This window comes from Rhodococcus sp. YH1, assembly GCF_009939605.1.
In the GTDB taxonomy this organism is placed as follows: Bacteria; Actinomycetota; Actinomycetes; order Mycobacteriales; family Mycobacteriaceae; genus Rhodococcus; species Rhodococcus aetherivorans.
In genome coordinates this window covers 1-25,103 of sequence record NZ_WVTE01000285.1, presented here as the reverse complement: position 1 = coordinate 25,103, position 25,103 = coordinate 1, and the positions used below count along the sequence as shown (strand labels likewise).

Annotated in this window: 22 protein-coding genes and 1 pseudogene; 21 read left to right on the top strand and 2 right to left on the bottom strand. The window is 71.5% G+C overall.

Annotated elements, in window-relative coordinates:
• Window positions 1-112 precede the first annotated feature (112 nt).
• A pseudogene (locus AIIKEEIJ_RS29940) lies at window positions 113-919 on the top strand (lipase family protein); the annotation flags it as partial.
• 12 nt (window positions 920-931) lie between these two features.
• Here the strand turns inward: AIIKEEIJ_RS29940 and AIIKEEIJ_RS29935 are convergent.
• A complete protein-coding gene (locus AIIKEEIJ_RS29935; protein ID WP_161997194.1) occupies window positions 932-1,648 on the bottom strand; it encodes an alpha/beta fold hydrolase in 717 nt (238 codons plus the stop codon).
• Window positions 1,649-1,765: 117 nt separating this feature from the next.
• Between AIIKEEIJ_RS29935 and AIIKEEIJ_RS29930 the strand changes: the two genes are divergently transcribed.
• On the top strand, window positions 1,766-3,577 hold the full coding sequence (locus AIIKEEIJ_RS29930; RefSeq protein ID WP_161997193.1) for a pyruvate kinase: 1,812 nt from the start codon (window positions 1,766-1,768) through the stop codon (window positions 3,575-3,577).
• A gap of 22 nt (window positions 3,578-3,599) precedes the next feature.
• Here the strand turns inward: AIIKEEIJ_RS29930 and AIIKEEIJ_RS29925 are convergent, their stop codons facing one another.
• On the bottom strand, window positions 3,600-3,953 hold the full coding sequence (locus AIIKEEIJ_RS29925) for a DUF1844 domain-containing protein (RefSeq protein WP_006936509.1): 354 nt from the start codon (window positions 3,951-3,953) through the stop codon (window positions 3,600-3,602).
• 357 nt (window positions 3,954-4,310) lie between these two features.
• Here AIIKEEIJ_RS29925 and infC point away from each other — a divergent pair, with 357 nt between their 5' ends.
• The 19 genes from infC (at window position 4,311) to tyrS (ending at window position 24,735) form a co-directional block, all read left to right on the top strand.
• Window positions 4,311-4,970, top strand: a complete 660-nt coding sequence (gene infC / locus AIIKEEIJ_RS29920; protein WP_029543898.1) for a translation initiation factor IF-3 — start codon at window positions 4,311-4,313, stop codon at window positions 4,968-4,970.
• Between the two features lie 89 nt (window positions 4,971-5,059).
• Entirely contained in the window at window positions 5,060-5,254 is a 195-nt protein-coding gene (gene rpmI / locus AIIKEEIJ_RS29915) for a 50S ribosomal protein L35 (protein ID WP_006936506.1), read from the top strand.
• A gap of 64 nt (window positions 5,255-5,318) precedes the next feature.
• Window positions 5,319-5,705 carry a 50S ribosomal protein L20 gene (rplT, locus tag AIIKEEIJ_RS29910; RefSeq protein ID WP_003937964.1) on the top strand — a complete coding sequence of 129 codons (387 nt, stop codon included), beginning with the start codon at window positions 5,319-5,321 and terminating at the stop codon, window positions 5,703-5,705.
• A gap of 55 nt (window positions 5,706-5,760) precedes the next feature.
• On the top strand, window positions 5,761-6,573 hold the full coding sequence (locus AIIKEEIJ_RS29905; RefSeq protein ID WP_043799626.1) for a TrmH family RNA methyltransferase: 813 nt from the start codon (window positions 5,761-5,763) through the stop codon (window positions 6,571-6,573).
• A gap of 108 nt (window positions 6,574-6,681) precedes the next feature.
• Window positions 6,682-7,752: a phenylalanine--tRNA ligase subunit alpha gene (gene pheS / locus AIIKEEIJ_RS29900; RefSeq protein ID WP_006936501.1), complete on the top strand. Its 1,071-nt coding sequence runs from the start codon at window positions 6,682-6,684 to the stop codon at window positions 7,750-7,752.
• A 53-nt stretch (window positions 7,753-7,805) separates the two neighbouring features.
• Window positions 7,806-10,295 (top strand): phenylalanine--tRNA ligase subunit beta, encoded by a 2,490-nt coding sequence (pheT, locus tag AIIKEEIJ_RS29895; RefSeq protein WP_161997192.1) that lies wholly within the window; start codon window positions 7,806-7,808, stop codon window positions 10,293-10,295.
• Between the two features lie 28 nt (window positions 10,296-10,323).
• Window positions 10,324-10,710, top strand: a complete 387-nt coding sequence (locus AIIKEEIJ_RS29890) for a hypothetical protein (RefSeq protein WP_043799634.1) — start codon at window positions 10,324-10,326, stop codon at window positions 10,708-10,710.
• A gap of 60 nt (window positions 10,711-10,770) precedes the next feature.
• Window positions 10,771-11,844: an N-acetyl-gamma-glutamyl-phosphate reductase gene (argC, locus tag AIIKEEIJ_RS29885; RefSeq protein WP_043799637.1), complete on the top strand. Its 1,074-nt coding sequence runs from the start codon at window positions 10,771-10,773 to the stop codon at window positions 11,842-11,844.
• Entirely contained in the window at window positions 11,841-13,097 is a 1,257-nt protein-coding gene (gene argJ, locus AIIKEEIJ_RS29880; RefSeq protein WP_006936493.1) for a bifunctional glutamate N-acetyltransferase/amino-acid acetyltransferase ArgJ, read from the top strand. The genes argC and argJ overlap by 4 nt, the downstream gene beginning before the upstream one ends.
• The gene (gene argB / locus AIIKEEIJ_RS29875) at window positions 13,094-14,038 is read left to right on the top strand and encodes an acetylglutamate kinase (protein WP_161997191.1); all 945 of its coding nucleotides are present in this window, start codon (window positions 13,094-13,096) and stop codon (window positions 14,036-14,038) included. Before argJ ends, argB begins: the two co-directional genes overlap by 4 nt.
• On the top strand, window positions 14,035-15,222 hold the full coding sequence (locus tag AIIKEEIJ_RS29870) for an acetylornithine transaminase (RefSeq protein ID WP_006936489.1): 1,188 nt from the start codon (window positions 14,035-14,037) through the stop codon (window positions 15,220-15,222). Before argB ends, AIIKEEIJ_RS29870 begins: the two co-directional genes overlap by 4 nt.
• Before the next feature lie 4 nt (window positions 15,223-15,226).
• Window positions 15,227-16,156, top strand: a complete 930-nt coding sequence (gene argF, locus AIIKEEIJ_RS29865; RefSeq protein WP_006936487.1) for an ornithine carbamoyltransferase — start codon at window positions 15,227-15,229, stop codon at window positions 16,154-16,156.
• An 11-nt stretch (window positions 16,157-16,167) separates the two neighbouring features.
• Entirely contained in the window at window positions 16,168-16,683 is a 516-nt protein-coding gene (locus AIIKEEIJ_RS29860) for an arginine repressor (RefSeq protein ID WP_006936485.1), read from the top strand.
• Between the two features lie 59 nt (window positions 16,684-16,742).
• Window positions 16,743-17,942 (top strand): argininosuccinate synthase, encoded by a 1,200-nt coding sequence (locus AIIKEEIJ_RS29855; RefSeq protein ID WP_006936483.1) that lies wholly within the window; start codon window positions 16,743-16,745, stop codon window positions 17,940-17,942.
• Window positions 17,943-18,040: 98 nt separating this feature from the next.
• Entirely contained in the window at window positions 18,041-19,462 is a 1,422-nt protein-coding gene (argH, locus tag AIIKEEIJ_RS29850; RefSeq protein ID WP_161997195.1) for an argininosuccinate lyase, read from the top strand.
• A gap of 127 nt (window positions 19,463-19,589) precedes the next feature.
• Window positions 19,590-22,553 (top strand): AMP-binding protein, encoded by a 2,964-nt coding sequence (locus tag AIIKEEIJ_RS29845; RefSeq protein WP_006936480.1) that lies wholly within the window; start codon window positions 19,590-19,592, stop codon window positions 22,551-22,553.
• A gap of 43 nt (window positions 22,554-22,596) precedes the next feature.
• A complete protein-coding gene (locus AIIKEEIJ_RS29840; RefSeq protein WP_006936479.1) occupies window positions 22,597-22,830 on the top strand; it encodes a Trm112 family protein in 234 nt (77 codons plus the stop codon).
• Between the two features lie 2 nt (window positions 22,831-22,832).
• The gene (locus AIIKEEIJ_RS29835) at window positions 22,833-23,450 is read left to right on the top strand and encodes a DNA-3-methyladenine glycosylase (RefSeq protein ID WP_006936476.1); all 618 of its coding nucleotides are present in this window, start codon (window positions 22,833-22,835) and stop codon (window positions 23,448-23,450) included.
• Window positions 23,451-23,457: 7 nt separating this feature from the next.
• The gene (gene tyrS / locus AIIKEEIJ_RS29830) at window positions 23,458-24,735 is read left to right on the top strand and encodes a tyrosine--tRNA ligase (RefSeq protein ID WP_029543887.1); all 1,278 of its coding nucleotides are present in this window, start codon (window positions 23,458-23,460) and stop codon (window positions 24,733-24,735) included.
• Window positions 24,736-25,103: the final 368 nt, after the last annotated feature.

Below are 25,103 nucleotides of genomic sequence, written 5' to 3'. Positions count from 1 at the left end.
CAGGTGCCACCCGCGGCGAGGCCGGCGAGCATGAACAGGCCGTACGTCAGGACGACGTCCACTACAGGGTGCCCTTGGTCGACGGCACGCCGCTGACCCGGGGATCCGGTTCGACGGCCGCATCGACAACGGATACCTGGCGCACTGGCTCGCCCAGGGATACGCGGTCGTCGCCACCGACTACCCCGGTCTCGGCAGCCCCGGCCTCCACGCCTACCTCGACGGGCCGTCGGAGGCCCACGCCCTGATCGACATGGTGCGCGCCGCGCGGGCGGTGGAACCCTCCCTCGGGTCCCGCTGGGTCGCACTCGGCCAGTCGCAGGGCGGTCAAGCCGCGATGGTCGCGGCCTCCCTCGCGACCCGGTACGCACCCGAGCTCGACTACCGCGGCGCCGTCGCGCTGGGCGTGCCGTCGAACATCGAGCACCTCGTGCCGTTCGGTGACCCGCGCCTTCCGCCGCTGCCGCTGACCGGCACCACCGTGTTCATCGCCTACCTGCTGGCCGGGATGCGCGCGACCCGCCCCGACGTCGACGTCGACCGCTTCCTCAGCCCGCGGGGCCGCGAGGTCCTCGCCCGGCTCGAGGACCTGTGCTACCAGGAGGCGGCGGCCGAGGTCGGGGATCTGTCGATCGGCGACCTGCTGGCGCGACGCACCGACGATCCGGCCCTGGTCCGGGCCGCCTGCGACATGCTCGAGATCCCCACCCGCGGCTACGACCGTCCACTGTTCCTCGGCCAGGGCCTGACGGACACCGTCACCCCGGCGCCGTTCACGTTCAAGCTCGTCGCCGACCTGACCGCGGCCGGGGAGCGGTTCGTGTTCCGGTCGTATCCCGTCGGCCACCTGGAGACGATGCGGGCGTCCCTGGACGACGTCACAGCGTTCGTTGAGGACCTGTTCGCCGCGGGCCGGTAGCGAGCGACCGCGTCAGCGGCGCCCCGCCGTATCGATCGTCGCCGTATCGATCGCCGCCGCGAGATCGGCGGGACGGGACCACATCGGCCAGTGACCGGTCGGCAGGTCGACGTACTCCACGTCGGTCAACCGGCCGAGCTCGGACGCCACCGGATGCCCCGACTGCGCCATCCGCGGGATCGCCCCGGACGGGAAGCTGCTGCACACTACGGTGGTCGGCACCCTCAGGCGGGCGTCGTCGTGCAGGGCGAGCGGAGTCCGCGCCGGACCGGCCGGATGCGGCACCGCCCGCTCCCGGAACCGCTGCAGCGCAGCGTCGTCGAGCCCGTGCAGGCTGTTGCCGTCGGCTTCGAGCTCCGCCCACGGCGGTAGCGGGATCTCCGCCACGGCGGCATCGAGATCCGGTCGCAGTGCAGCGGCATCCGGCAGCGGACCGGAGTCGACGTACACCAGGCGGGCCACGTCCGTCGGGACCCGGTCCGACGCCGCGTACGCGACCGGGCCGGCGCCGCTGTGCGCGACGACGATCGCACCGCCCGCCACCGCCTCCACGACGGCACCGACGTGGTCGTCGAGGGTGATGCCGGAGCGGTCGGTCCGGACGGACCCGAGCCCGGGCAGAGTCAGGGCGTCGACCCTGTGCCCCCGCGCCCGCAGGTCCTCGGCGACGGCCTCCCATGCCCATGCGCCGAGCCAGAATCCGGGAACGAGGATCACGTGTGCGCCCACGACACCCATCCTCGGGGATGCAGGCGACGGTGCGGGTCACCGACACGGTCGTTGCCGGAACGACATTGTTCAACCGGGCGCAAACCTCGCGAAACTCCGCGCCCCTACGGTGGGCGCATGACCGGTGCGCACGGCGACCTCGCGGCCCTCGCCGCCGCGCTCGACGAGCTGCGGGACGGGCTCGTCGCCGCCGCGGACGCCGACGAGCGCTGGGCCCAGGCCCACCCCGCTCACCGGCCCGGCGCGGAGAACCTGGCGCACTACGTCGCCCTGCGGCGCCGGGACATCCGCGACCTGCAGTCCGACCTCGCCGCGTGGGGGCTCTCGTCCCTGGGGCGCGCCGAGGCCCACGTGCTGGCCTCCGTCGACGCGGTGCGCCGGGCCGTGGGCAGCCTCGCCGACCTGCCCGAGATCGATGCCCGGCCCTGTCCGGTCGATTTCGTCACCGGCGAGCGCCTGCTCGAACGCCACGCCACCGCACTGCTCGGTCCCGTCCACGGCGGCCGCCGGACCCGCATCATGGTGACGCTGCCGAGCGAGGCGGCCACCGACGCCGAACTCGTCGACCGGATCGTCGGCGCCGGCGCCGAACTCGTCCGGATCAACTGCGCGCACGACGGCCCGGACGCGTGGGCCGCCATGATCGACCACGTGCGCCGCGCCGAACGGGCCCACGGCCGGCACGTCGCCGTCACCATGGACCTCGCCGGCCCGAAGCTGCGCACGGGCCCCGTCGCGCCCGGTCCCGCGGTCGTGCACGCCAAACCCGAACGGGACGCGCTCGGCCGCACCGTCGCACCCGTCCAGGTGCGGCTCACCCGCCCGGGCTCTGCGGCCGCCGCGGGCGAGGTCGTCGTCCCCGTCACCGACGAGTTGTGGCTGGCCCGGCGCCGACCCGGCGACCGCATCGCCTTCCGCGACACCCGCGGCTCCAAGCGCATGCTGGTCGTCACCGGCACCGCCGCCGGTGACGTGCGCACCGAGCTGACCGACACCGCCTACCTCGTGCCCGGCACCCGGCTGACCGCGCACGGCGACGCCACCGCCGTCGCGGCCCTCCCGCCGCGCGAACGGCGGCTCACCCTGCACGTCGGCGACGAGCTGATCCTGGATCCGGACCTCACGCCCGCCGACCCCGACGCCCACCCGCCCCGCATCGGCTGCACCCTGCCCCGGGTGTTCGAGGACACCCGGATCGGGCACCGGATCTTCTTCGACGACGGCCGGATCGGGGGGATCGTCGAGGAGGCCGCTCCGGGGCGGCTGCGGATCCGCATCACCGACGCGGATCTGCGCGGCTCCCGGCTGGGGACGGCCAAGGGCATCAACCTGCCCGACACCGAGCTGCGGCTGCCGGCGCTCACCGACGAGGACCTGGACCGGTTGCCGTTCGTGGTCGCGCACGCGGACGCGGTCAGCCTGTCCTTCGTGCGCAGTGCCGCCGACGTCGCGCGCCTGCAGGACCGGCTCGCCGAACTCGGCGGCGCGCGGCTCGGGGTGATCCTCAAGGTGGAGACGGTGGCGGGGTTCGAGAACCTGCCGTCCATCCTGTTCGCGGCCCTGCACTCGCCACGGGTCGGCGTGATGATCGCGCGCGGCGACCTCGCCGTCGAGGCCGGTTACGGCCGGCTGGCCGAGGTGCAGGAGGAGATCCTGTGGGTGTGCGAGGCGGCGCACGTCCCGGTGATCTGGGCGACGCAGGTCCTCGACACCCTCGCCCGGACCGGCCGGCCGTCGCGCGCGGAGATCACCGACGCCGCGGCGTCGGGCCGGGCCGAGTGCGTGATGCTCAACAAGGGCCCGTACGTCGACCACGCGGTGCGCTTCCTCGACGACGTGCTGGGCCGGATGGCCGACCACCAACGCAAGAAGGACTCGCTGCTGCGGCGCCTGCGGGCCTGGGAGGAGCCGGGCGTGCCGCTGCGCTGAGACCGGGGTGGCCGAGGCCGGGTCAGAAGACCGGGCCGGTGTACTTCTCGCCCGGGCCCTTGCCCGGCTCGTCCGGGTAGGCCGACGCCTCCCGGAAGGCCCGCTGCAGCGCCTGCAGCCCCTCGCGCAGCGGCCCGGCGTGCGGGCCGAGGTACTCCACGGACGCGGTGACCAGCCCGGCGAGGGCGGTGATCACCCGGCGCGCCTCGTCCAGGTCGCGGTGGGTGCCGGCCTCGGGATCCTCGTCGGCCAGGCCGAGCTTCTCGGCGGCGGAACTCATGAGCATCACGGCGGCGCGGCTGATCACCTCGACGGCCGGGATCTCGCCCAGGTGCCGGACGTCACCGGCCACGGTCGGATCGGGGGTGTCGGTCATGGGTCCACGATCCCACCCGCGCCTCGCTGCCGCTGGGGCGGGTCGGGCCGCGGCCGGCGATTCGATCGACGGCCCGAAGTTTGCTAGGCTGTGAGTCACGACCGTCCGCGTGCTCTGCGCGTGGGCAGCAAAGTGGAGTCCGACTCCCACCTCTGCGCGGCACATGACCTGGTCATGACCTTCGCTCAGTGGTCCGGTCCGCCGCCCACCGGGGTATCCGGGGAGCGTGCACCCCGAGTGATCGGGGGGCGAGAGCGCACGGCCTTCGCGTCGTGGGGTCCGTCGGGCCGGTCGGTATTCGGACCCCGCCCGGTGCGCAAGCACCGTCGGCGGGGTTTTTCGTCGGAAGTCGGCCCCATGTGCTGCGGCGCGGTCACCCGGACCGCACCGCTCTACCTAGGAGGCCCCATCAGCGCTGAGACCCGCATCAACGAACGCATCCGAGTTCCCGAGGTCCGACTCGTCGGACCGGGTGGGGAACAGGTCGGAATCGTGCGTGTTGAAGATGCACTCCGCCTGGCATTCGAAGCCGATCTCGATCTGGTCGAGGTGGCCCCTGACGCCCGTCCGCCGGTCTGCAAGATCATGGACTACGGCAAGTTCAAGTACGAGGCTGCCCAGAAGGCGCGCGAGTCGCGCAAGAACCAGCAGCTGACCGTGATCAAGGAGCAGAAGCTCCGGCCGAAGATCGACGACCACGACTACGAGACGAAGAAGCGCAACGTGGTGCGCTTCCTCGAGGCGGGGTCGAAGGTCAAGGTGACGATCATGTTCCGCGGCCGCGAGCAGTCCCGCCCCGAGCTCGGGTTCCGGCTGCTGCAGCGCCTCGGCGCCGACGTCGCCGATCTCGGCTTCATCGAGACCGCCCCCAAGCAGGACGGTCGGAACATGACCATGGTCCTGGCCCCGCACAAGGGCGCCAAGACCCGCGCCAAGGCGCAGGAGACCGCCCAGGCCTCCGTCGCCAGGCCGGCTCCTGCCGCGGACAAGCCCGCGGCAGGCGACGGCACCGCGTAGCTCCGCCGGTCGACCGGGCTCACCGCCCGGCCGGCCGCTGCGCGCAAGCCGGACGAACACGAGTAAATCCCCGACGAACTGAGGACTCCATGCCCAAGTCGAAGACCCACAGCGGCACCGCGAAGCGATTCAAGGTGTCCGGCAGCGGAAAGATCCTGCGCCAGAAGGCCGGCCGCCGCCACCTGCTCGAGCACAAGTCCTCCCGGGTGACGCGTCGCCTCGACGGCAAGGCCGCCGTCTCCGACGTCGACGCCCCGCGCGTCAAGCGCATGCTCGGCATCTGAGCTTCTTTCCCCGACCGACCCCCGGGGGCGATCGACTGCCCCCCGAGATTGACAGGACATATCAGTGGCACGCGTGAAGAGGGCCGTCAACGCCCAGAAGAAGCGCCGTTCGATCCTCGAGGCTTCCAAGGGCTACCGCGGGCAGCGCTCGCGTCTGTACCGCAAGGCCAAGGAACAGCAGCTCCACTCGCTGACCTACGCCTACCGCGACCGTCGCGCGCGCAAGGGTGACTTCCGCAAGCTGTGGATCAGCCGCATCAACGCCGCTGCCCGCGCCAACGACATCACCTACAACCGCTTCATCCAGGGCCTGAAGGCCGCGGGTGTCGAGGTGGACCGCAAGATCCTCGCCGAGCTCGCCGTCTCCGACGCCGAGGCGTTCGCCGGCCTGGTCGCCGTGGCCAAGGCCGCGCTGCCCGCCGACGTCAACGCGCCGGCCGACGCCGCCTGAGCGCAGCGCGAACGCCGAGACGACGCTGAACGACCGACCAGCACAGGAACGACCCGTGGACCCGCTCACCGAGCGCACCCCACGGGTCGTTTCTGCTGTCAAACTCCTGCGCACCTCCGACCGCCGCAAGGCCGGCCGTTTCCTCGCCGAGGGCGAGAACTCCGTCGGCGAGGCCCTCACGACCGCCGTCGTGCACGAGGTGTTCGTCACCGAGGCCGCCGCCGCCCGCTACCCCGATCTGCTCGGCGCCGCCCGGCGCCGACACGTGCGGGTCTCCACCGTCACCGAGCGCGCGGCCGCCCGGCTGTCGGACACCGTCACCCCGCCCGGCATCGTCGCCGTGTGCGATCTGCTCGACGTGCCGCTCGCCCGGGCCCTGACCCCGCCGCCGCGGCTGCTCGCCGTGCCCGTCGAGATCGCCGAGCCCGGCAACGCCGGCACCGTCATCCGCGTGGCCGACGCGGTCGGCGCCGACGCGGTGGTCCTCGCCGGCGACAGCGTCGACCCGCACAACGGCAAGTGCGTCCGCGCCTCCGCGGGCAGCGTGTTCCACCTCCCGCTCGCCCGTGAACGCGACACCGGCACCGTCCTCGACGCGCTCGCCGCCGCCGGACTCCAGGTGCTCGCCACCGCCGCCGACGGCGAGGTCGATCTCGACGAGGCCGACGAGCTGCTCGCCGCCCCCACGGCGTGGCTGTTCGGCAACGAGGCCCACGGCCTCGACCCGGCGGTCGCGGCGCGGGCCGACCACCGGGTGCGCATCCCCATCCGCGGCCGCGCCGAATCGTTGAACCTTGCCACCGCCGCGTCGATCTGCCTGTACGCAAGCGCCCGCGTGCAGCATCGCGCCGACAGGGCCGTGCCCTAGCGCGGCCCGGCCATCGCCTAGGATTTGGGTGCTGCGCTGGCGCGATCCGTTCGACGCCGAACGTGGCACCACACCCACCGTTCGCCCGAAGAAGGAGTTGCACCGGTCGTGGCCAAGAATGAGGGCGGCACCCCGCCGGCAGTCGATCCGAGCGCCCTGAGCGAGGAGTCGCTCGCCGCGTCCACGCAGGCCGCGCTGGCCGCGTTCGCCGCCGCCCCCGACCTCGACGCGCTCGCGCAGGCCAAGATCGACCACCTCGGCGACAAGGCCCCCGTCTCCCTCGCCAAGCGCGCCCTGGGCGGCCTGCCCGGCAACCAGCGCGCCGACGCCGGCAAGCGGGTCAACGCGGCCCGCGGCGCGGTCACCGCAGCCTTCGACGAACGCCGCACCGAGCTCCTCGCCGAGCGCGACGCCGCGGTCCTCGTCGCCGAGGCCATCGACGTCACCCTGCCCGCCAACCGCCGGCCCGCCGGCGCGCGGCACCCGATCACGATCATCTCCGACCAGATCGCCGACGTGTTCGTCGGCATGGGCTGGGAGGTGGCCGAGGGCCCCGAGGTCGAAACCGAGCACTTCAACTTCGACGCGCTGAACTTCCTGCCGGACCACCCCGCCCGCACGATGCAGGACACCTTCCACATCGCGCCGGAGGGCTCACGGCAGGTGCTGCGCACCCACACCTCGCCGGTGCAGGTGCGCACCATGCTGCACCGCGACATCCCGATCTACGTGGTGTGCCCCGGCCGCACCTTCCGCACCGACGAGCTCGACGCCACCCACACCCCGGTGTTCTCGCAGATCGAGGGCCTGGCCGTGGACAAGGGTCTGACCATGGCCCACCTGCGCGGCACCCTGGACGCGTTCGCCCGTGCCCTGTTCGGACCCGAGACCCGAACCCGGATGCGCCCGAACTACTTCCCGTTCACCGAGCCGTCCGCCGAGGTGGACGTGTGGTTCCCGAACAAGAAGGGCGGTGCCGGCTGGGTCGAATGGGGCGGCTGCGGCATGGTCAACCCCAACGTGCTGCGCGCGAGCGGCATCGACCCCGACGAGTACACCGGCTTCGCGTTCGGGATGGGCCTTGAGCGCACCCTGCAGTTCCGCAACGGCATCTCCGACATGCGCGACATCGTCGAGGGCGACGTCCGATTCACCATGCCCTTCGGCGTGCAGGGCTGACGCCGCCCGACCCGAGACCCGACCACCGAACCGACCGAAAGAGCTGAGCACAAGTGCGAGTAGCGCAGTCCTGGCTGACCGAGATCCTGCAGCGGGCCACCCCCGAGTGGAACGTCACCGCGGAGGAACTCGATGCGGGATTCGTCCGGGTCGGACTCGAGGTGGAGGAGGTCGACACCCTCGCGCGCCTCGACGGCCCCCTCGTCGTCGGCCGCGTCCTCGAGATCACCGAGCTCACCGAGTTCAAAAAGCCCATCCGCTTCTGCCAGGTCGAGGTGGGCGAAGACGCCCCGCGCGGCATCGTGTGCGGCGCCCGCAACTTCACCGAGGGCGACCTCGTGGTCGTCGCGCTGCCCGGCGCGGTGCTGCCCGGCGGCTTCGCCATCGCCTCCCGCAAGACCTACGGCAGGGTCTCCGACGGGATGATCTGCTCCGTCGCCGAGCTCGGCATCGGCAAGGACCACTCCGGCATCCTCGTCCTCGAGGATGGCACCGCCGAACCGGGTACCGACGCCAACGACCTGCTCGGCCTCGGCGACACCGTCATCGAGCTGAACATCACCCCCGATCGCGGCTACTGCTTCTCGCTGCGGGGCCTGACCCGCGAACTCGCGTGCGGCTTCGACCTCGAGTTCGCCGACCCCGCGCACGTCGTGCCCAATCCGGCCGACGGCGGCCAGGCCTACCCGATCCGGCTCGAGCCGGAGACCGACGCCACCCGCTTCGCCGCCCGCAAGGTCACCGGCATCGACCCCAAGGCCGTGTCCCCGTGGTGGCTGCAGCGGCGGCTGCTGCTGTCCGGCATCCGCCCGATCTCCCCGGCCGTCGACGTGACCAACTACGTGCTGCTCGAACTCGGCCAGCCGCTGCACGCCTTCGACGCCGCCACCCTCCAGGGTGAGCTCGTCGTGCGGCGCGCGAAGGCGGGGGAGAAGCTGACCACCCTCGACGGCATCGAACGCGACCTCGACCCCGAGGACGTCGTCATCACCGACGACTCCGGCGTGATCTCCCTGGCCGGGATCATGGGCGGCGTCGCCACCGAGGTGAGCGGCACCACCACCGACGTCCTCCTCGAGGCCGCCACCTGGGATCCGCTGGCCGTGTTCCGGAGCGCGCGGCGCCACAAGCTGGTCAGCGAGGCGGGCAAGCGGTTCGAGCGCAACGTCGACCCCGAAGTGGCGCTGCCGGCGCTGGACCGGGCCGCGTCGCTGCTCGTGGAGATCGCCGGTGGCCGCGTCGAGCCGGTCCTGACCGACATCTCGGTCCCCGTCGAGCCGGTCTCGATCCGCATGGATATCGACCTGCCCGACCGCATGGCCGGGGTCGCCTACCCGACCGGCACCGCCGCCCGCCGGCTCACCCAGATCGGATGTGGCGTCGAGGTCGGCGTCGGCCCGGACGGGCACGGCCAGCTGGTGGTCACGCCGCCCACGTGGCGACCCGACCTGCGCCAGCCGGCCGACCTGGTGGAGGAGGTGCTGCGGCTCGAGGGACTCGAGCAGATCCCGTCCGTGCTCCCCGCCGCCCCCGCCGGACGCGGACTGACCCCGAGCCAGAAGCGCCGCCGCGCCGTGGGCCGCGCCCTGGCCGCCGACGGCCACGTCGAGGTCCTCGCCCCCGTCTTCCTGCCGGCGCACGTGTTCGACACGTGGGGTCTCGACTCCGACGATCCGCGCCGCACCACCACCAAGGTTCTCAACCCGCTCGAGGCCGACCGCCCCGAGCTGGCGACGACGCTGCTGCCCGGCCTGCTCGAGGTGCTCGCCCGCAACGTCTCCCGTGGCCAGCGCGACCTGTCGCTCTATGCGATCGCGCAGGTCGTCCTGCCCGGACCCGGCACCCGGCCCGTGCCGCCGCTGCCGGTGGACCGGCGTCCCACCGACGAGCAGATCGCGCTGCTCGAAGGATCGCTGCCCGCGCAGCCCGTCCATGTCGGGGCGGTGCTGTGCGGCCTGCGGGAGCCCGCCGGGCCGTGGGGCCCGGGCCGGCCCGCGGACGCGACCGACGCGTTCGCCGCGGCGGAGACCGTCGCGGCCGCCGCCGGTGTGCGGCTGCAGCGCCGCGCGGCGCAGTACCTGCCCTGGCATCCGGGCCGCTGCGCCGAGCTGCTCGTCGACGGTGTCGTCGTCGGCCATGCCGGCGAGCTGCACCCGGCGGTGCTCGAGCGCGGCGGCCTGCCCGCCCGCACGTGCGCGTTCGAACTGGACCTCGACGCGCTGCCGATCATGGAGTCGCTGCCGGCGCCCAAGGTCTCCCCGTTCCCCGCCGTCCTGCAGGACGTCGCCGTCGTCGTGGCCAAGGAGGTCCCGGCCGCCGACGTCGAGGAAGCGCTGCGCGCGGGTGGCGGCGAGCTGCTCGAGGACATTCGCCTGTTCGACGTGTTCGAGGGGGCGCAGGTCGGGGAGGGCCGCAAGTCGCTCGCCTTCGCGCTGCGGTTCCGGGCGGCAGACCGCACGCTCACGGAGGACGAGGCCAGCGCCGCCCGCGCCGCCGCCGTCGCGTCGGCGTCCGCCGCCGTCGGTGCCGAACTGCGGCACTGACCCGGGCCTGCGGACGTAGCCTGGGAGCATGACCACGGATCCGTCGTCCCCCGACCCCGACGCTCCGGACACGCCCGTGCCCGACGTCCCCCCGGCCGAGCCCGGTTCTCCGTCGGTCCCGGACGTGACACCGGCGGAACCGGGCTCGCCGTCGGTGCCGGATGTCCCGCCGTCCCCGGTCGGGCCGGACGTGACACCCGCCGAGGGGGCGGCCGCCGGTTACACCTCGGCCGGAGTGCCCACGTTCGACTCGGTGCGTGAGAAGATCGAACGCCGCGCAGGCACGGCGATCGGTGCGGAGGAACTCGCCCGCGAGAGCGCGGCGGGGCGCACGCTCGAGGAACAGTTCGACGAGCGCCGACGGGCCGCCGCCGACAAGCTGACCGAGATCCGCCGTTCGCTGGCCGAGGGGTGAGCCGGTCCGGTCCGACCCACCCGTATGAATGAAGTTGCATGATGATGCATAATCAATCGTATGGGTAACTCACCGGAATTCACGGCGACCGCACAGTCACCGATTCGGGTCGCCGTCGCGGGGGCCAGCGGGTACGCGGGCGGCGAAATCCTGCGCCTGCTTCTCGGTCATCCCGCCTATCAGGACGGCCGGCTCGTCGTCGGCGCGCTCACCGCCGGCGGCAACGCCGGCGCGACGCTCCGCGAGTTCCATCCCCACCTGCTTCCGCTGGCCGACCGCATCCTCGGCGCCACCGATCTCGACACCCTGGCCGGCCACGACGTCGTGTTCCTCGGCCTGCCCCACGGCCACTCCGCCGTCATCGCCGAGCAACTGCCCGACACCACCGTCGTCATCGACTGCGGCGCCGACTTCCGTCTGTCCGAGTCGGCCGACTGGGAACGCTGGTACGGCGGCGACCACGCAGGAACCTGGCCCTACGGCATGCCCGAGCTGCCCGGCAAGCGTGAGCACCTGATCGGCGCCACCCGCATCGCGGTCCCCGGGTGCTATCCCACGTCGGCCACCCTCGCCCTGGCCCCCGCCGTCGCGGCCGGCATCGTCGAGCCGAGGGTCCAGGTCGTCGCCGTGTCCGGCACCTCCGGCGCCGGCAAGTCCCCCAGGGTCGACCTCCTCGGCTCCGAGGTGATGGGCTCGGTGCGGGCCTACGGCGTCGGCGGAGCGCACCGGCACACGCCGGAGATCAAGCAGAACCTCGCCGCCCTGACCGACGCCGCCGTGACCGTCTCCTTCACCCCCGTGCTGGCGCCGATGCCCCGCGGCATCCTCGCGACCTGCACAGCCCCCACCACGGCCACCGCCGACGAGGCCCGGGCCGTGTACGAGAAGGCCTACGCCGACGAGCCGTTCGTCCAGGTGCTGCCCGAAGGGGTGCTGCCCACCACCGGTGCGGTGCTCGGCTCCAACGCCGTGCAGCTCGCCGTCACCGTCGACCCCGACGCCGGCGTCCTCGTCGCCATCGCCGCGCTCGACAACCTGACCAAAGGCACCGCCGGCGCGGCGGTGCAGTCCATGAACCTGGCACTCGGCCTGCCCGAGACCGCCGGCCTGTCCACCGTGGGAGTCGCCCCGTGAGCATCGACAGACACTCCACCGACGAGCACGTCTACGCCGACGCCGTCGACATCGCCGGCGGACGCCTGATCCGCACCCAGGGCGTCACGTCGCCCGCCGGGTTCCGCGCCGCGGGCATCCCCGCCGGCATCAAGGCCTCCGGCAACCCGGACCTCGCGCTGGTCTTCAACGAGGGTCCGGAGCTGACCGCCGCCGGCGTGTTCACCACCAACAAGATCAAGGCCGCACCCGTGCTGTGGTCGCAGCAGGTCCTCACCTCCGGCGCCCTGCGCGCGGTGATCCTGAACAGCGGCGGCGCCAACGCCTGCACCGGCCCCGGCGGGTTCCAGGACACCCACGCCACCGCGGAGAAGGTCGCCGAAACCCTCAGCAACTGGGGCACCGAGACCGGTGCGGGCGAGATCGCCGTGTGCTCTACCGGGCTCATCGGCGACCGGCTGCCCATGGGCAAGGTCCTCGCCGGGGTGGAGGAGATCGTCCACGAACTCGCCGGCGGCATCTCCGGCGGCACCGACGCCGCCTACGCCATCATGACCACCGACACGGTGCCCAAGCAGGCGGCCCTGCACCACGCCGACAAGTGGAACGTCGGCGGCATGGCCAAGGGCGCCGGCATGCTCGCCCCCGCTCTGGCCACCATGCTGTGCGTCGTCACCACCGACGCCGTCGCCACCGCCGAGCAGCTCGACCGCGCCCTGCGCGCCGCCACCCGGCTGACATTCGACCGCCTCGACGTCGACGGGTCCACCTCCACCAACGACACCGTGCTGCTGCTCGCGTCCGGTGCCAGCGGCATCGCCCCCACCCAGGAACAGCTCGACGCCGCCGTCCTCGCGGTGTGCGACGACCTCGCCGGGCAGATGATGGCCGACGCCGAGGGCGTCACCAAGCGGGTCACCGTCACCGTCCGCGGCGCCGCAAGCGAACAGGACGCCCTCGTCGGCGCGCGCACCGTCGCGCGCGACAACCTCGTCAAGACCGCCCTGTTCGGTTCCGACCCCAACTGGGGTCGCGTCCTCGCCGCGATCGGCATCGCCCCGATCGACCTCGACCCGAACCGCATCTCCGTCACGTTCAACGGCTCCCCGGTGTGCATCGACGGTGTCGGCGCCCCCGGCGCCCGCGAGGTCGACCTCTCCGGCCCCGACATCGCCCTCGACATCGACCTCGGCGTCGGCGACGCCGAGGTGACCATCCGCACCACCGACCTCTCCCACGGCTACGTCGAAGAGAACTCGGCCTACTCGTCATGACCGGAACCGATATGGCCACCGATCCCATCGCGCAGCTCACCGCCCACCAGAAGGCGTACGTCCTCGCCGAGGCCCTGCCGTGGCTGCAGAAGTTCCGCGGCAAGATCGTCGTGGTCAAGTACGGCGGCAACGCCATGATCGACGACGACCTCAAGCGCGCCTTCGCCGCCGACATGGCGTTCCTGCGCACCGTCGGCGTCCATCCCGTCGTCGTCCACGGCGGCGGACCGCAGATCAACGCCATGCTGAAGCGACTGGGCATGGCAGGGGAGTTCCGCGGTGGTTTCCGCGTCACCACCCCCGAGGTGATGGACGTCGTCCGCATGGTGCTGTTCGGCCAGGTCGGCCGCGAACTCGTCGGCCTGATCAACGCCCACGGCCCGTACGCCGTCGGCATCTCCGGCGAGGACGCCCACCTCTTCACAGCCACCCGCCGCACGGTCGTCGTCGACGGCGAGGACACCGACATCGGTCTCGTCGGCGACGTCACTACCGTGGACCCCGCCGCCGTCCACGACCTCATCGCGGCCGGCCGCATCCCCGTCGTCTCCACCATTGCCCCCGATGCCGACGGCGTGGTCCACAACATCAACGCCGACACCGCCGCCGCCGCCCTCGCCGAGGCCCTCGGCGCGGAGAAGCTCGTGGTCCTCACCGACGTCGAGGGCCTCTACACCGATTGGCCCGACCGCAGTTCCCTCGCCACCAGCATCGACGCCGACGCCCTGGCCGATCTGCTGCCGTCCCTCGACGCCGGCATGGTCCCGAAGATGGAGGCCTGCCTGCGGGCCGTCCGCGGCGGCGTGCCCACCGCCCACGTCATCGACGGACGCCAGCCGCACTCGGTGCTGCTCGAACTCCTCACCGAGGAAGGCATCGGCACGATGGTCACTCCCACCCACCCCCGGACGACCGCACCCATCCAGGAAGGCACCTCATGACCGGCACCTCCGAACTCCAGCAGCGCTGGGCCGGGTCGCTGATGAACAACTACGGCGTCCCCAAGGTCGCCCTCGTCGCCGGCGACGGTGCCGTCGTCACCGACGCCGACGGCAAGCAGTACCTCGACCTGCTCGGCGGCATCGCCGTCAACGCCCTCGGTCACCGCCATCCCGCCATCCGCGAGGCCGTCACCGCGCAACTCGACACGCTCGGCCACGTGTCCAACCTCTACGCCAGCGGACCCGTCGTCGAACTCGCCGAGCGTCTCCTCGCGCACTTCGGGCACCCCGGCCGGGCGTTCTTCTGCAACTCCGGCACCGAAGCCAACGAGGCTGCGTTCAAGCTCGCCCGGCTCACCGGACGCCCCAAGATCATCGCCGCCGAGAAGGCCTTCCACGGCCGCACCATGGGCGCCCTGGCACTCACGGGCCAGCCCGACAAGCGCGCCCCGTTCGAACCCATGCCCCCCGGCGTCGAATTCGTCCCCTACGGCGACGCGGACGCCCTCGACGCCGCCGTCGACGAGAACACCGCCGCCGTGTTCCTCGAACCGATCATGGGGGAGTCCGGCGTCGTCGTGCCCCCCGAGGGCTACCTGGCCCACGCCCGCCGCATCACCGCCGAACGCGGGGCGCTGCTCGTCCTCGACGAGGTGCAGACCGGCATCGCCCGCACCGGCACGTTCTTCGCCCACCAGGCCGTCGGCATCGTGCCCGACGTGATGACCCTCGCCAAGGGGCTCGGCGGTGGCCTGCCCATCGGCGCCGTCGTCGCCACCGGACCGGCCGCCGACTTCTTCCAGCCCGGCAAGCACGGCACCACCTTCGGCGGCAACCCGGTGTGCGCCGCCGCCGCGCTCGCCGTCCTGCGCACCATCGACGAACAGCACCTGCTCGCCCACGTCGACGCCGTCGGCAAATCCATCGCCACCGGCATCGAAGCGCTCGGGCACCCCCTCGTCGACCACGTCCGAGGCGCCGGCCTGCTGCTCGGCATCGTCCTCACCGACACCAAGGCACCCGCCGTCGAAGCGGCCGCCCGGGACGCCGGCTATCTCGTCAACGCCGCCGCCCCCGACGTCATCCGCCTCGCGCCGCCGCTGATCCTCACCCAGGAACAGGCCGACGGGTTCGTCGCGACGCTGCCCTGCGTGCTCGACGCCGCCCAGCAGGAAGGAAACTAGACCCATGGTGAAGCACTTCCTCAAGGACGACGACCTCACGCCCGCGCAGCAGAGCGAGGTCCTCGACCTCGCCGCGGCCCTGAAGAAGGCCCCGTTCTCGGCCCGTCCCCTCGAGGGCCCGCGCGGCGTCGGAGTCATCTTCGAGAAGAACTCGACCCGCACCCGCTTCTCCTTCGAGATGGGTATCGCCCAGCTCGGCGGCCACGCCGTCGTCGTCGACGGCCGCACCACCCAGCTCGGACGCGAGGAAACCCTGCAGGACACCGGCCGCGTCCTGTCCCGCTACGTCGACGCCGTCGTCTGGCGCACCTTCGGCCAGGACCGGCTCCAGGCGATGGCCGAAGGCGCCACCGTGCCCCTCGTCAACGCCCTCTCCGACGAGTACCACCCCTGCCAGGTCCTCGCGGACCTGCTCACCCTCCGCGAGCACAAGGGTGAGCTGCACGGGCTGAAGCTGACCTACCTCGGCGACGGTGCCAACAACATGGCGCACTCGCTGCTGCTCGGCGGTGTCACCGCCGGCATCGACGTCACGATCGCCGCCCCCGCCGGTTTCGTCCCGAACCCCGCCGTCGTGGACGCGGCCCGCGCCCGCGCCGCCGAAACCGGCGCGCGGATCACCCTCACCGAGGACCCGCGCGCCGCCGTCGCCGGCGCCGACGCCCTCGTCACCGACACCTGGACCTCCATGGGCCAGGAGAACGACGGACTCGACCGCGTCGGTCCCTTCCGCCCGTACCAGGTCAACGCCGAGCTGCTCGCGCTCGCCGACCCGAACGCCGTCGTGCTGCACTGCCTGCCCGCCCACCGCGGCGACGAGGTCACCGACGAGGTCCTGGACGGACCGCAGTCGGTGGTGTGGGACGAGGCCGAGAACCGCCTCCACGCACAGAAGGCGCTGCTCGTGTGGCTGCTCGAGCAGCGCGAACGGTAATCGTGAGCAGCGTGGCCGAACCGTCGAGCGGCGCCGGACCGGCCGGCGCCGCCGCGGCCCCGACCCGCGCGGCCCGGCAGGCCCGGATCACCGCGCTCGTCGCCACCCACGCGATCCGCAGCCAGCCGGAACTCGCCGCGCTGCTGGCCGCCGAAGGCATCGAGGTGTCCAACGCCACCCTCTCCCGCGACCTCGAGGAGCTCGGAGCGGTCAAGCTCCGCGGGGCCGACGGCGGGCCCGGCGTGTACGTCGTCCCCGAGGACGGGAGCCCCGTCCGCGGCGTGTCCGGAGGCACCGACCGGCTCTCCCGCCTGCTCGGCGAACTGCTGGTCTCCACCGACTCGAGCGGCAACATCGCCGTGCTCCGCACCCCACCCGGAGCAGCGCACTATCTGGCCAGCGCACTCGATCGGGCATCATTACCCGAAGTGGTCGGCACCATCGCCGGCGACGACACCATCGCGGTGATCGCGCGCGAGCCCCTCACCGGAGCCGACCTCGCCGCGAAGATCGAATCCCTGGCCTGATCCGATCGCGCACCGAGCACCGATAGACGCAAGTTCAATCAAGAAGGAGCACAAACACAATGGCCGATCGCGTCGTACTCGCCTACTCGGGCGGGCTGGACACCTCCGTCGCCATCAGCTGGATCGGCAAGGAGACCGGCAAGGAGGTCGTCGCCGTCGCCATCGATCTCGGCCAAGGCGGCGAGGACATGGAGGTCGTGCGCCAGCGCGCCCTCGACTGCGGCGCGGTCGAATCCGTCGTCGTCGACGCCAAGGACGAGTTCGCGGAGGAGTACTGCCTGCCGACCGTCCAGGCCAACGCCCTCTACATGGACCGCTACCCGCTGGTCTCCGCGATCAGCCGCCCCCTGATCGTCAAGCACATCGTCAAGGCTGCCCGCGATCACGGCGGCACGGTCGTCTCGCACGGTTGCACCGGCAAGGGCAACGACCAGGTCCGCTTCGAGGTCGGCTTCGGCGCCCTCGCCCCCGACCTCGAGGTCATCGCCCCCGTCCGCGACTACGCCTGGACCCGCGAGAAGGCCATCGCCTTCGCCGGCGAGCACAACCTGCCGATCAACGTCACCAAGAAGTCCCCGTTCTCGATCGACCAGAACGTGTGGGGCCGTGCCGTCGAGACCGGCTTCCTCGAGGACCTGTGGAACGCCCCCACCAAGGACGTCTACGACTACACCGAGGACCCCAGCCTCAACTGGCAGGCCCCCGACGAGCTGATCATCACCTTCGAAAAGGGCGTGCCTACCGCGATCGACGGCCGGCCGGTCACCGTGCTCGAGGCCATCCAGGAACTGAACCGCCGCGCCGGCGCCCAAGGCGTCGGCCGCCTCGACATGGTCGAGGACCGCCTCGTCGGCATCAAGAGCCGCGAGATCTACGAGGCCCCCGGCGCTCTCACCCTCATCCACGCCCACCAGGAGCTCGAGCACGTCACCCTCGAACGCGAGCTCGGCCGGTACAAGCGCCGCGTGGAGGAGCGCTGGAGCGAGCTGGTCTACGACGGTCTCTGGTACTCGCCGCTGAAGTACGCGCTCGACGCGTTCGTCCAGAACACCCAGGAGCACGTCTCCGGCGACATCCGGCTCGTCCTGCACGGCGGCCACATCGCCGTCAACGGCCGCCGCAGCGCCGAATCGCTGTACGACTTCAACCTCGCTACCTACGACGAGGGCGACAGCTTCGACCAGTCCAATGCCAAGGGCTTCGTCCAGATCCACGGCCTGTCCTCCAAGGTCGCCGCCAAGCGGGACCTGGGCCTGTAGTCATGACCGCCCACGACGCCGAAGGCATCCGGAATCACGCTGCCGAAGGCATCCAGAGTCACGATGCCGAAGGCATCCAGAGTCACGATGCCGAAGGCATCCAGAGTCACGGCACCAACGAGGGCGCCCTGTGGGGCGGCCGGTTCGCATCCGGACCGGCCGCCGCCATGGCGGCACTGAGCAAGTCCACCCACTTCGACTGGGCGCTCGCCCCCTACGACGTCCGGGCCTCCAAGGCGCACGCGCGCGTGCTGCACAAGGCCGGCCTACTCAGCGAGGCCGACCTCGCCACCATGCTCGACGGTCTCGACCGGCTCGGCGCCGACGTCGCCTCCGGCGCGTTCGCCCCGGCCGAGTCCGACGAGGACGTCCACGGCGCCCTCGAACGTGGGCTCATCGAGCGGGTCGGTCCCGACGTCGGCGGCCGGCTGCGAGCCGGCCGCTCCCGCAACGATCAGGTCGCCACCCTGTTCCGGATGTGGCTGCGCGACGCGGCGCGACGTATCGCCGACGGTGTCCTCGCCGTCGTCGACGCCCTCGCCGACCAGGCCGCCGCGCATCCCGCCGCGGTGATGCCGGGCAAGACCCACCTGCAGGCAGCACAGCCGGTACTGCTTGCGCACCACCTGCTCGCGCACGCCCACCCGCTGCTGCGCGACGTGCAGCGGCTGCGGGACTTCGACGCGCGTGCGGCGGTGTCCCCGTACGGCTCGGGAGCGCTCGCCGGCTCCTCCCTCGGCCTCGACCCCGACGCGATCGCGGCAGAACTGAACTTCGACTCCGCCGCCGAGAACTCGATCGACGCCACCTCCGCGCGCGACTTCGCCGCCGAGGCCGCGTTCGTGTTCGCCATGATCGCGGTCGACCTCTCCCGCATGGCGGAGGAGGTCATCCTCTGGAGCACCCCGGAGTTCGGCTACATCACCCTCGCCGACGAGTGGTCCACCGGATCGTCGATCATGCCGCAGAAGAAGAACCCGGACGTCTCGGAACTGACCCGGGGCAAGGCAGGTCGCCTCATCGGCAACCTCACCGGCCTGCTCGCCACCCTCAAGGCCCAACCGCTGGCGTACAACCGGGACCTGCAGGAGGACAAGGAGCCGGTGTTCGACTCGGTCCTGCAGCTCGAGCTGCTGCTGCCGGCGATCACCGGTCTCGTGTCCACCCTGACCTTCCACACCGATCGTATGGCCCAGTTGGCACCCGCCGGATTCACCCTCGCCACCGACATCGCCGAGTGGATGGTGCGCCAGGGTGTCCCGTTCCGCGTCGCACATGAGGCGGCCGGGGCGTGCGTGCGCGCGGCGGAGGCGCGCGGCGTCGGCCTCGAGGAACTCACCGACGACGAGCTGACGGCGGTCGACCCCGCGCTGACGCCGCAGGTCCGCGAGGTGCTCACCGTGGAGGGCTCCATCGCTTCCCGCAACGCCCGCGGCGGCACCGCGGGCGTCCGGGTAGGTGAACAGCTCGACGGAGTTCGTGCCGCCGCTCGCGCGCTGCGGGGCTGGGTGCGCAGCTGACCGGCCCGCTCGGTGAACAGGGCCATCGCCTCGACGTAATGTGGCAGGCTGTCATTCCTGACAGGGTGGACACACGCAGAACTCGGCGGATGGGAAGAGGTTCGTGGCACTGGGCGGTGGATCGGTGATGGGGCCCCTGCGGCGCGTGGTGGCGACCGCGCAGAACGGCCTCGAGGTGGTCCGTCACGGCGGTCTGGAAACGGGGGCGACACCGTCGCCGTTCCAGATCGTCGAGCGGACCGGCATGTACAGGCTGCGGCACTACTACCCGGAATCCGACGCCGCCGAGAATGCTGCTCCGGTGGTGCTGGTCCCCCCGATGATGATGTCGGCGGACGTCTACGACGTCACCCGCGATACCGGAGCCGTCGGCATCCTGCACTCGATGGGTCTCGACCCCTGGGTGGTCGACTTCGGCTCCCCGGACCGGGAAGAAGGCGGGTGGGACCGCACCCTCACCGACCACATCATCGCCCTCGACGAGATCATCGATCACGTGCACGAATACACCGGCCGGGACATCCACCTGGCCGGGTACTCGCAGGGCGGCATGTTCTGCTATCAGGCCGCGGCCTACCGCCGCAGTCGGCACGTCGCCAGCCTGATCACCTTCGGCAGCCCCGTGGACACCCTGGCCGCCCTGCCGTTCGGGATTCCCGAGGGCGTCGCCGTCCGGGCCGCCGACTTCCTCGCCGACCACGTCTTCAACCGGCTCGCCATCACCGGGTGGATGGCCAAGACCGGCTTCCAGTTCCTCGACCCCGTCAAGACCGTGCGTTCGCGCATCGAGTTCCTCATGCAGCTGCACGACCGGGAAGCCCTCCTGCCGCGCGAACCTCAGCGCCGCTTCCTCGACACGGAGGGGTGGGTGGCCTGGTCCGGTCCTGCAGTGGCCGAGTTGCTTCGCCAGTTCATCGTGCACAACCGCATGGTCAGCGGCGGCTTCGTCATCAACGACCGGGCCGTGAGCCTGGCCGAGATCACTTGCCCCATCCTCGCGTTCGTCGGCGAGGTGGACGACATCGGGCAGCCCCTCGCGGTGCGCGGCATACGCAAGGCCGCCCCCCGGGCTCAGGTATTCGAATACTCCTTGCGCGCAGGCCATTTCGGGCTCGTCGTGGGCGGCACCGCGGCGCGGCAGACCTGGCCCGCCGTCGGCGAATGGGTGCAGTGGCGGGAAGGGCACGGCGACCGGCCGGTCGGCGTCGGCCGGATGGCGATCCCCGAGCTCCACGCAGAAGGGGAGACCGGGGTGTCCGTCGCGGCCCGCCTCACCCACACCGTCGCCACCATCGCCGAGGTCGGTGTGGAGGTCGGCAAGGGCATCGCCGACCTGGCCTCCGAAACGGTGCGCGGGGCCCGGGAGCTGTCGGGGGAGGCGGCCCGGGCCCTTCCGCGCCTGGCCCGGCTCGGGCAGATTCAGCCACGAACCCGCATCTCGCTCGCCGGCGTCCTGACGGAGCAGTGCCGCAAGGGGCCGCACCGCGAGTGCTTCATCTACGAGGACCGCGTCTACACCTTCGCCGACGTCAATCGGCGGATCGACAACGTGGTGCGCGGGCTGGTGCACTCCGGTGTCCGCCCCGCCGCCCACATCGGTGTCCTCATGGACACCCGTCCCAGTGCGATGGCCGCGGTCACGGCCGTCTCCCGCATCGGCGCGGTGTCGGTCCTGCTCCCGCCCGGCCCCGACCTCGACGAGGCCATCCGGTTGGGCGCCGTCCAGAAGATCATCACCGATCCCGAGAACCTCCAGCAGGCGATCGCCACCGGCATCCCGGCCCTGGTCCTCGGTGGTGGCAGCATCCGCGAACTGGACATCCCGGCCGGCGCCGATGTCGTCGATCTCGAACACCTCGACATCACCACGGTCGAACTCCCCGGCTGGTATGCGCCCGACCCCGGCGTCGCGCGCGAACTCGCCTTCCTCCTGTTCACCGGGAGCGGCGACACCCTGGAGATGCGTCAGATCTCCAACCACCGATGGGCGCTCTCGGCCTTCGGCACCGCCACTGCCGCCGCACTGGGGCGTGGTGACACGGTGTATTGCCTTGCCCCGCTTCATCATTCGTCCGGTCTCCTGGTCAGCTTCGGTGGCGCGCTCGCCGGCGGCTGCCGCATAGCCCTGTCCCACGGCCTGGACCCCGCCCGCTTCAGCGAGGAAGTGCACCGCTACGGCGTCACCGTCGTCACCTACACCTGGGCGATGATGCGGGACGTCCTCGACAGCCCGGCACTGCACATCGACGAGATCCACCCCGTCCGCCTCTTCATCGGCTCGGGCATGACGCCCGGCCTGTGGCGGCGGACCCTCGAACGCTTCGCTCCCGCCCAGGTGCTCGAGTTCTATGCCTCCACCGACGGCGAGATCGTCCTGGCCAACGTCTCGGGTGCCAAGATCGGATGCAAGGGACGGCCGCTGCCCGGCAGCGCCGAGGCACGCCTGGCGGCGTGGGACCCGACCACCGGTCGTCTGGTGGAGGACGCGCGGGGCTTCGTCCGCGAGAGCGCCGCCGGCGAGGTCGGCCTCCTGCTCGGCCGGCCCAGCGCGTCGACGGAAGCGCTGCCCGGCGTCATGCGGGGAGTGTTCGAACTCGGCGACGTGTGGGTGCCCACCGAGAACCTCTTCCGACGAGACCAGGACGGTGACTACTGGCTGCTCGACAGCAAGCACAGTGTCATCCGCACCCCGCACGGACCGGTGTACGGCCAGCCGGTGGTGGATGCCCTCGGCGGTATCCCGCGGGTCGATCTCTGCGTCGTATACGGCGTGCGCACCGGAGACACCGAAGTCGCCGTGGCCGCGTGCACCCTGCGCGAGAACCGCGCGCCGAGCGCCGCCGAGATCACGGCGGCACTCGATGCGGTTCCCGCTCCGGAACGGCCCGACCTGGTCCATGTCGTGCCGCACATCGCACTCGGGCCCACGTATCGGCCGATGTCCGGTGACCTGCCGGCGCGGGGCCTGCCGAAGCCGACCGTGCGGTCGTGGTTCGCCGACCCGGCGACCGGAACCTACAAGCGGTTCACCAAAGCGGTCGCGGCGAGATTCACCGGCGTCGGCACAGGTCCGGCACCGGGCGCACGGTAGCCTGGGGCCGTCCGAGTCCCGCACCACCGTCGAGAGGACCACCGTGGCTGTCGATCCCACGCTGCTGAGCATCCTGGCCTGCCCGCAGGACAAGGGGCCGCTGCTCCTCGTGGACGATTCGGTTCTCTACAACCCGCGGTTGCGCCGCGCGTATCCGATCGAGAACGGCATCCCCGTCCTCCTCGTCGACGAGGCCCGAGCGGTGACCGAGGCCGAACACGAGGACTTCGTCGCGCGCGGCGTGGCCGGCTGGACCGAGGACCGGGTGGCGGACTGAGCGTGGCGTTCGAGCGGCTCACCGGGGTCGACCCGCTGACTGCGGCGCACACGATCCTCGGCGCCACGCTGTGCGCGGGCGAGGTGGTCCTGCGGATCACGGAGGTCGAGGCCTACGGCGGGCCCGAGGACGGTCCCTGGCCCGATCCGGCGGCGCACTCCTACCGGGGACGTACGCCGCGGAATGCGGTGATGTTCGGCCCTGCCGGCCATCTCTACATCTACCGCAGCTATGGGCTGCACCACTGCGCGAACATCTCCGTGGGGCCCGACGGAGTGGCCGCGGCGGTACTGCTGCGAGGTGCCGAAGTAGTCGCGGGGGAGGAGATCGTCCGTTCCCGGCGAACGGCCGGGACTCCCGCACCGAACCTTGCCCGCGGACCCGGCAACCTCGCGGCCGCCTTGGGATTGACGCTGGCGGACAACGGGATCGATGTGCTCGACGATGGCGCAACCGCGAAACTCACTCTGGGTGACGTCGACCGGGTCGCGTCGGGCCCACGCGTGGGCATCAGTGTCGCGGCCGAACGACCGTGGCGGCTGTGGATCCCCGGCGCCGTGGGGGTGTCGGCGTACCGGCGCAGCCCGCGCGCGCCGGCCGCTCCCCGTCGGATGGGATGATCGAGCGGTGACTGAGCACATCCTCGACGAACTGACCTGGCGTGGACTGATCGCCCAATCGACCGACCTCGACACACTCCGCCGCGATCTCGCCGCGGGCCCGGTCACGCTCTATGCCGGATTCGATCCCACCGGGCCGAGTCTGCATGCCGGTCACCTCGTGCCGTTGCTGGCCCTGAAGCGTTTCCAGCGAGCGGGCCACCGGCCCATCGTGCTGGCGGGCGGCGCTACCGGCATGATCGGAGATCCGCGGGAGGTAGGGGAGCGGACCATGAACTCGGCGGACACGGTCGCCGAATGGGCCGAACGCATCCGCGGTCAGCTCGAGCGGTTCGTGGACTTCGACGAGTCGCCGACCAGCGCGATCGTCGTGAACAACGCCGACTGGACCTCCTCGCTCAGCGTCGTCGACTTCCTCCGCGATATCGGCAAGCACTTCTCCGTCAACGTCATGCTCGCTCGCGACACGGTGAAGCGCCGGCTCGAGGGTGACGGCATCTCGTACACCGAGTTCAGCTACATGCTGCTGCAGGCCAACGACTACGTGCAGTTGCGTCGCGAGCACGGGTGCACGCTGCAGGTGGGGGGGTCGGACCAGTGGGGCAACATCATCGCGGGCGTCGAGCTCAACCGACGGACCGACGGTGCCGCCGTGCACGCGCTCACCGTCCCGCTCGTCACCTCGGCCGACGGCAAGAAGTTCGGGAAATCCACCGGCGGCGGAAGCCTCTGGCTCGACCCGGAGATGACCACGCCGTACGCCTGGTACCAGTACTTCGTCAACGCCGCCGACGCCGACGTCGTGAAGTACCTGCGGTGGTTCACGTTCCTGGATCAGGACGAACTCGCCGAACTCGAGACGGCGACGGCCGAGCGGCCGCAGGCGCGCGAGGCGCAGCGCCGCCTTGCGGCCGAAATGACGACCCTCGTTCACGGCGAGGCCAACACCCGGGCGGTCGAACTTGCGAGCCGGGCGCTGTTCGGTCGTGGAGAGTTGGCGGACCTGGACGAAGCGACCCTCTCGGCCGCGCTGGCAGAGGCCTCCGTCGCGGAAGTGCACGACGGGCAGCCCGGCACGATCGTGGACCTGCTCGTCGCGACCGGCCTGTGCGAGAGCAAGGGCGCTGCCCGACGCACGATCAAGGAGGGGGGTGCCTCCGTGAACAACCAACGGATCTCATCCGAGGAATGGACCCCGTCGAGCGCGGATCTGCTGCACGACCGCTGGCTTGTCCTGCGGCGAGGCAAGCGCAACTTTGCCGGCGTGCGAGTCGAACGCGGCTGAGCGCACTGCCGCCACCGCCGACGGGCCGCTGACCTGCGGATTTGACGGCCCGTTAGCGGTGGCGTAACTTTGTCGTCGTTCGAGCGACACGGACGCCGACCCGGACCGAGAGGTACGGAAAGCGGTTGCGCCCTGATCGGTCGAGCAGCCAACACGAAGATCGCAGACAGTGTTTGCGTCCGCGAGTTCAGAGTGTTAGGCTAGAACGGTTGCCCCGGAGCAAGGCGCGAAGGCGCGGAGCGATGGTGTGTGCGTGTTCTTTGAGAACTCAACAGTGTGCCGATGAATGTCAGTGCCAAAATATTTTTGGTGCGACCGCCTCTCTTTTCGGGGGGTGGTTGTTGCTGGCTGCCGCATTCTTCCGTCTG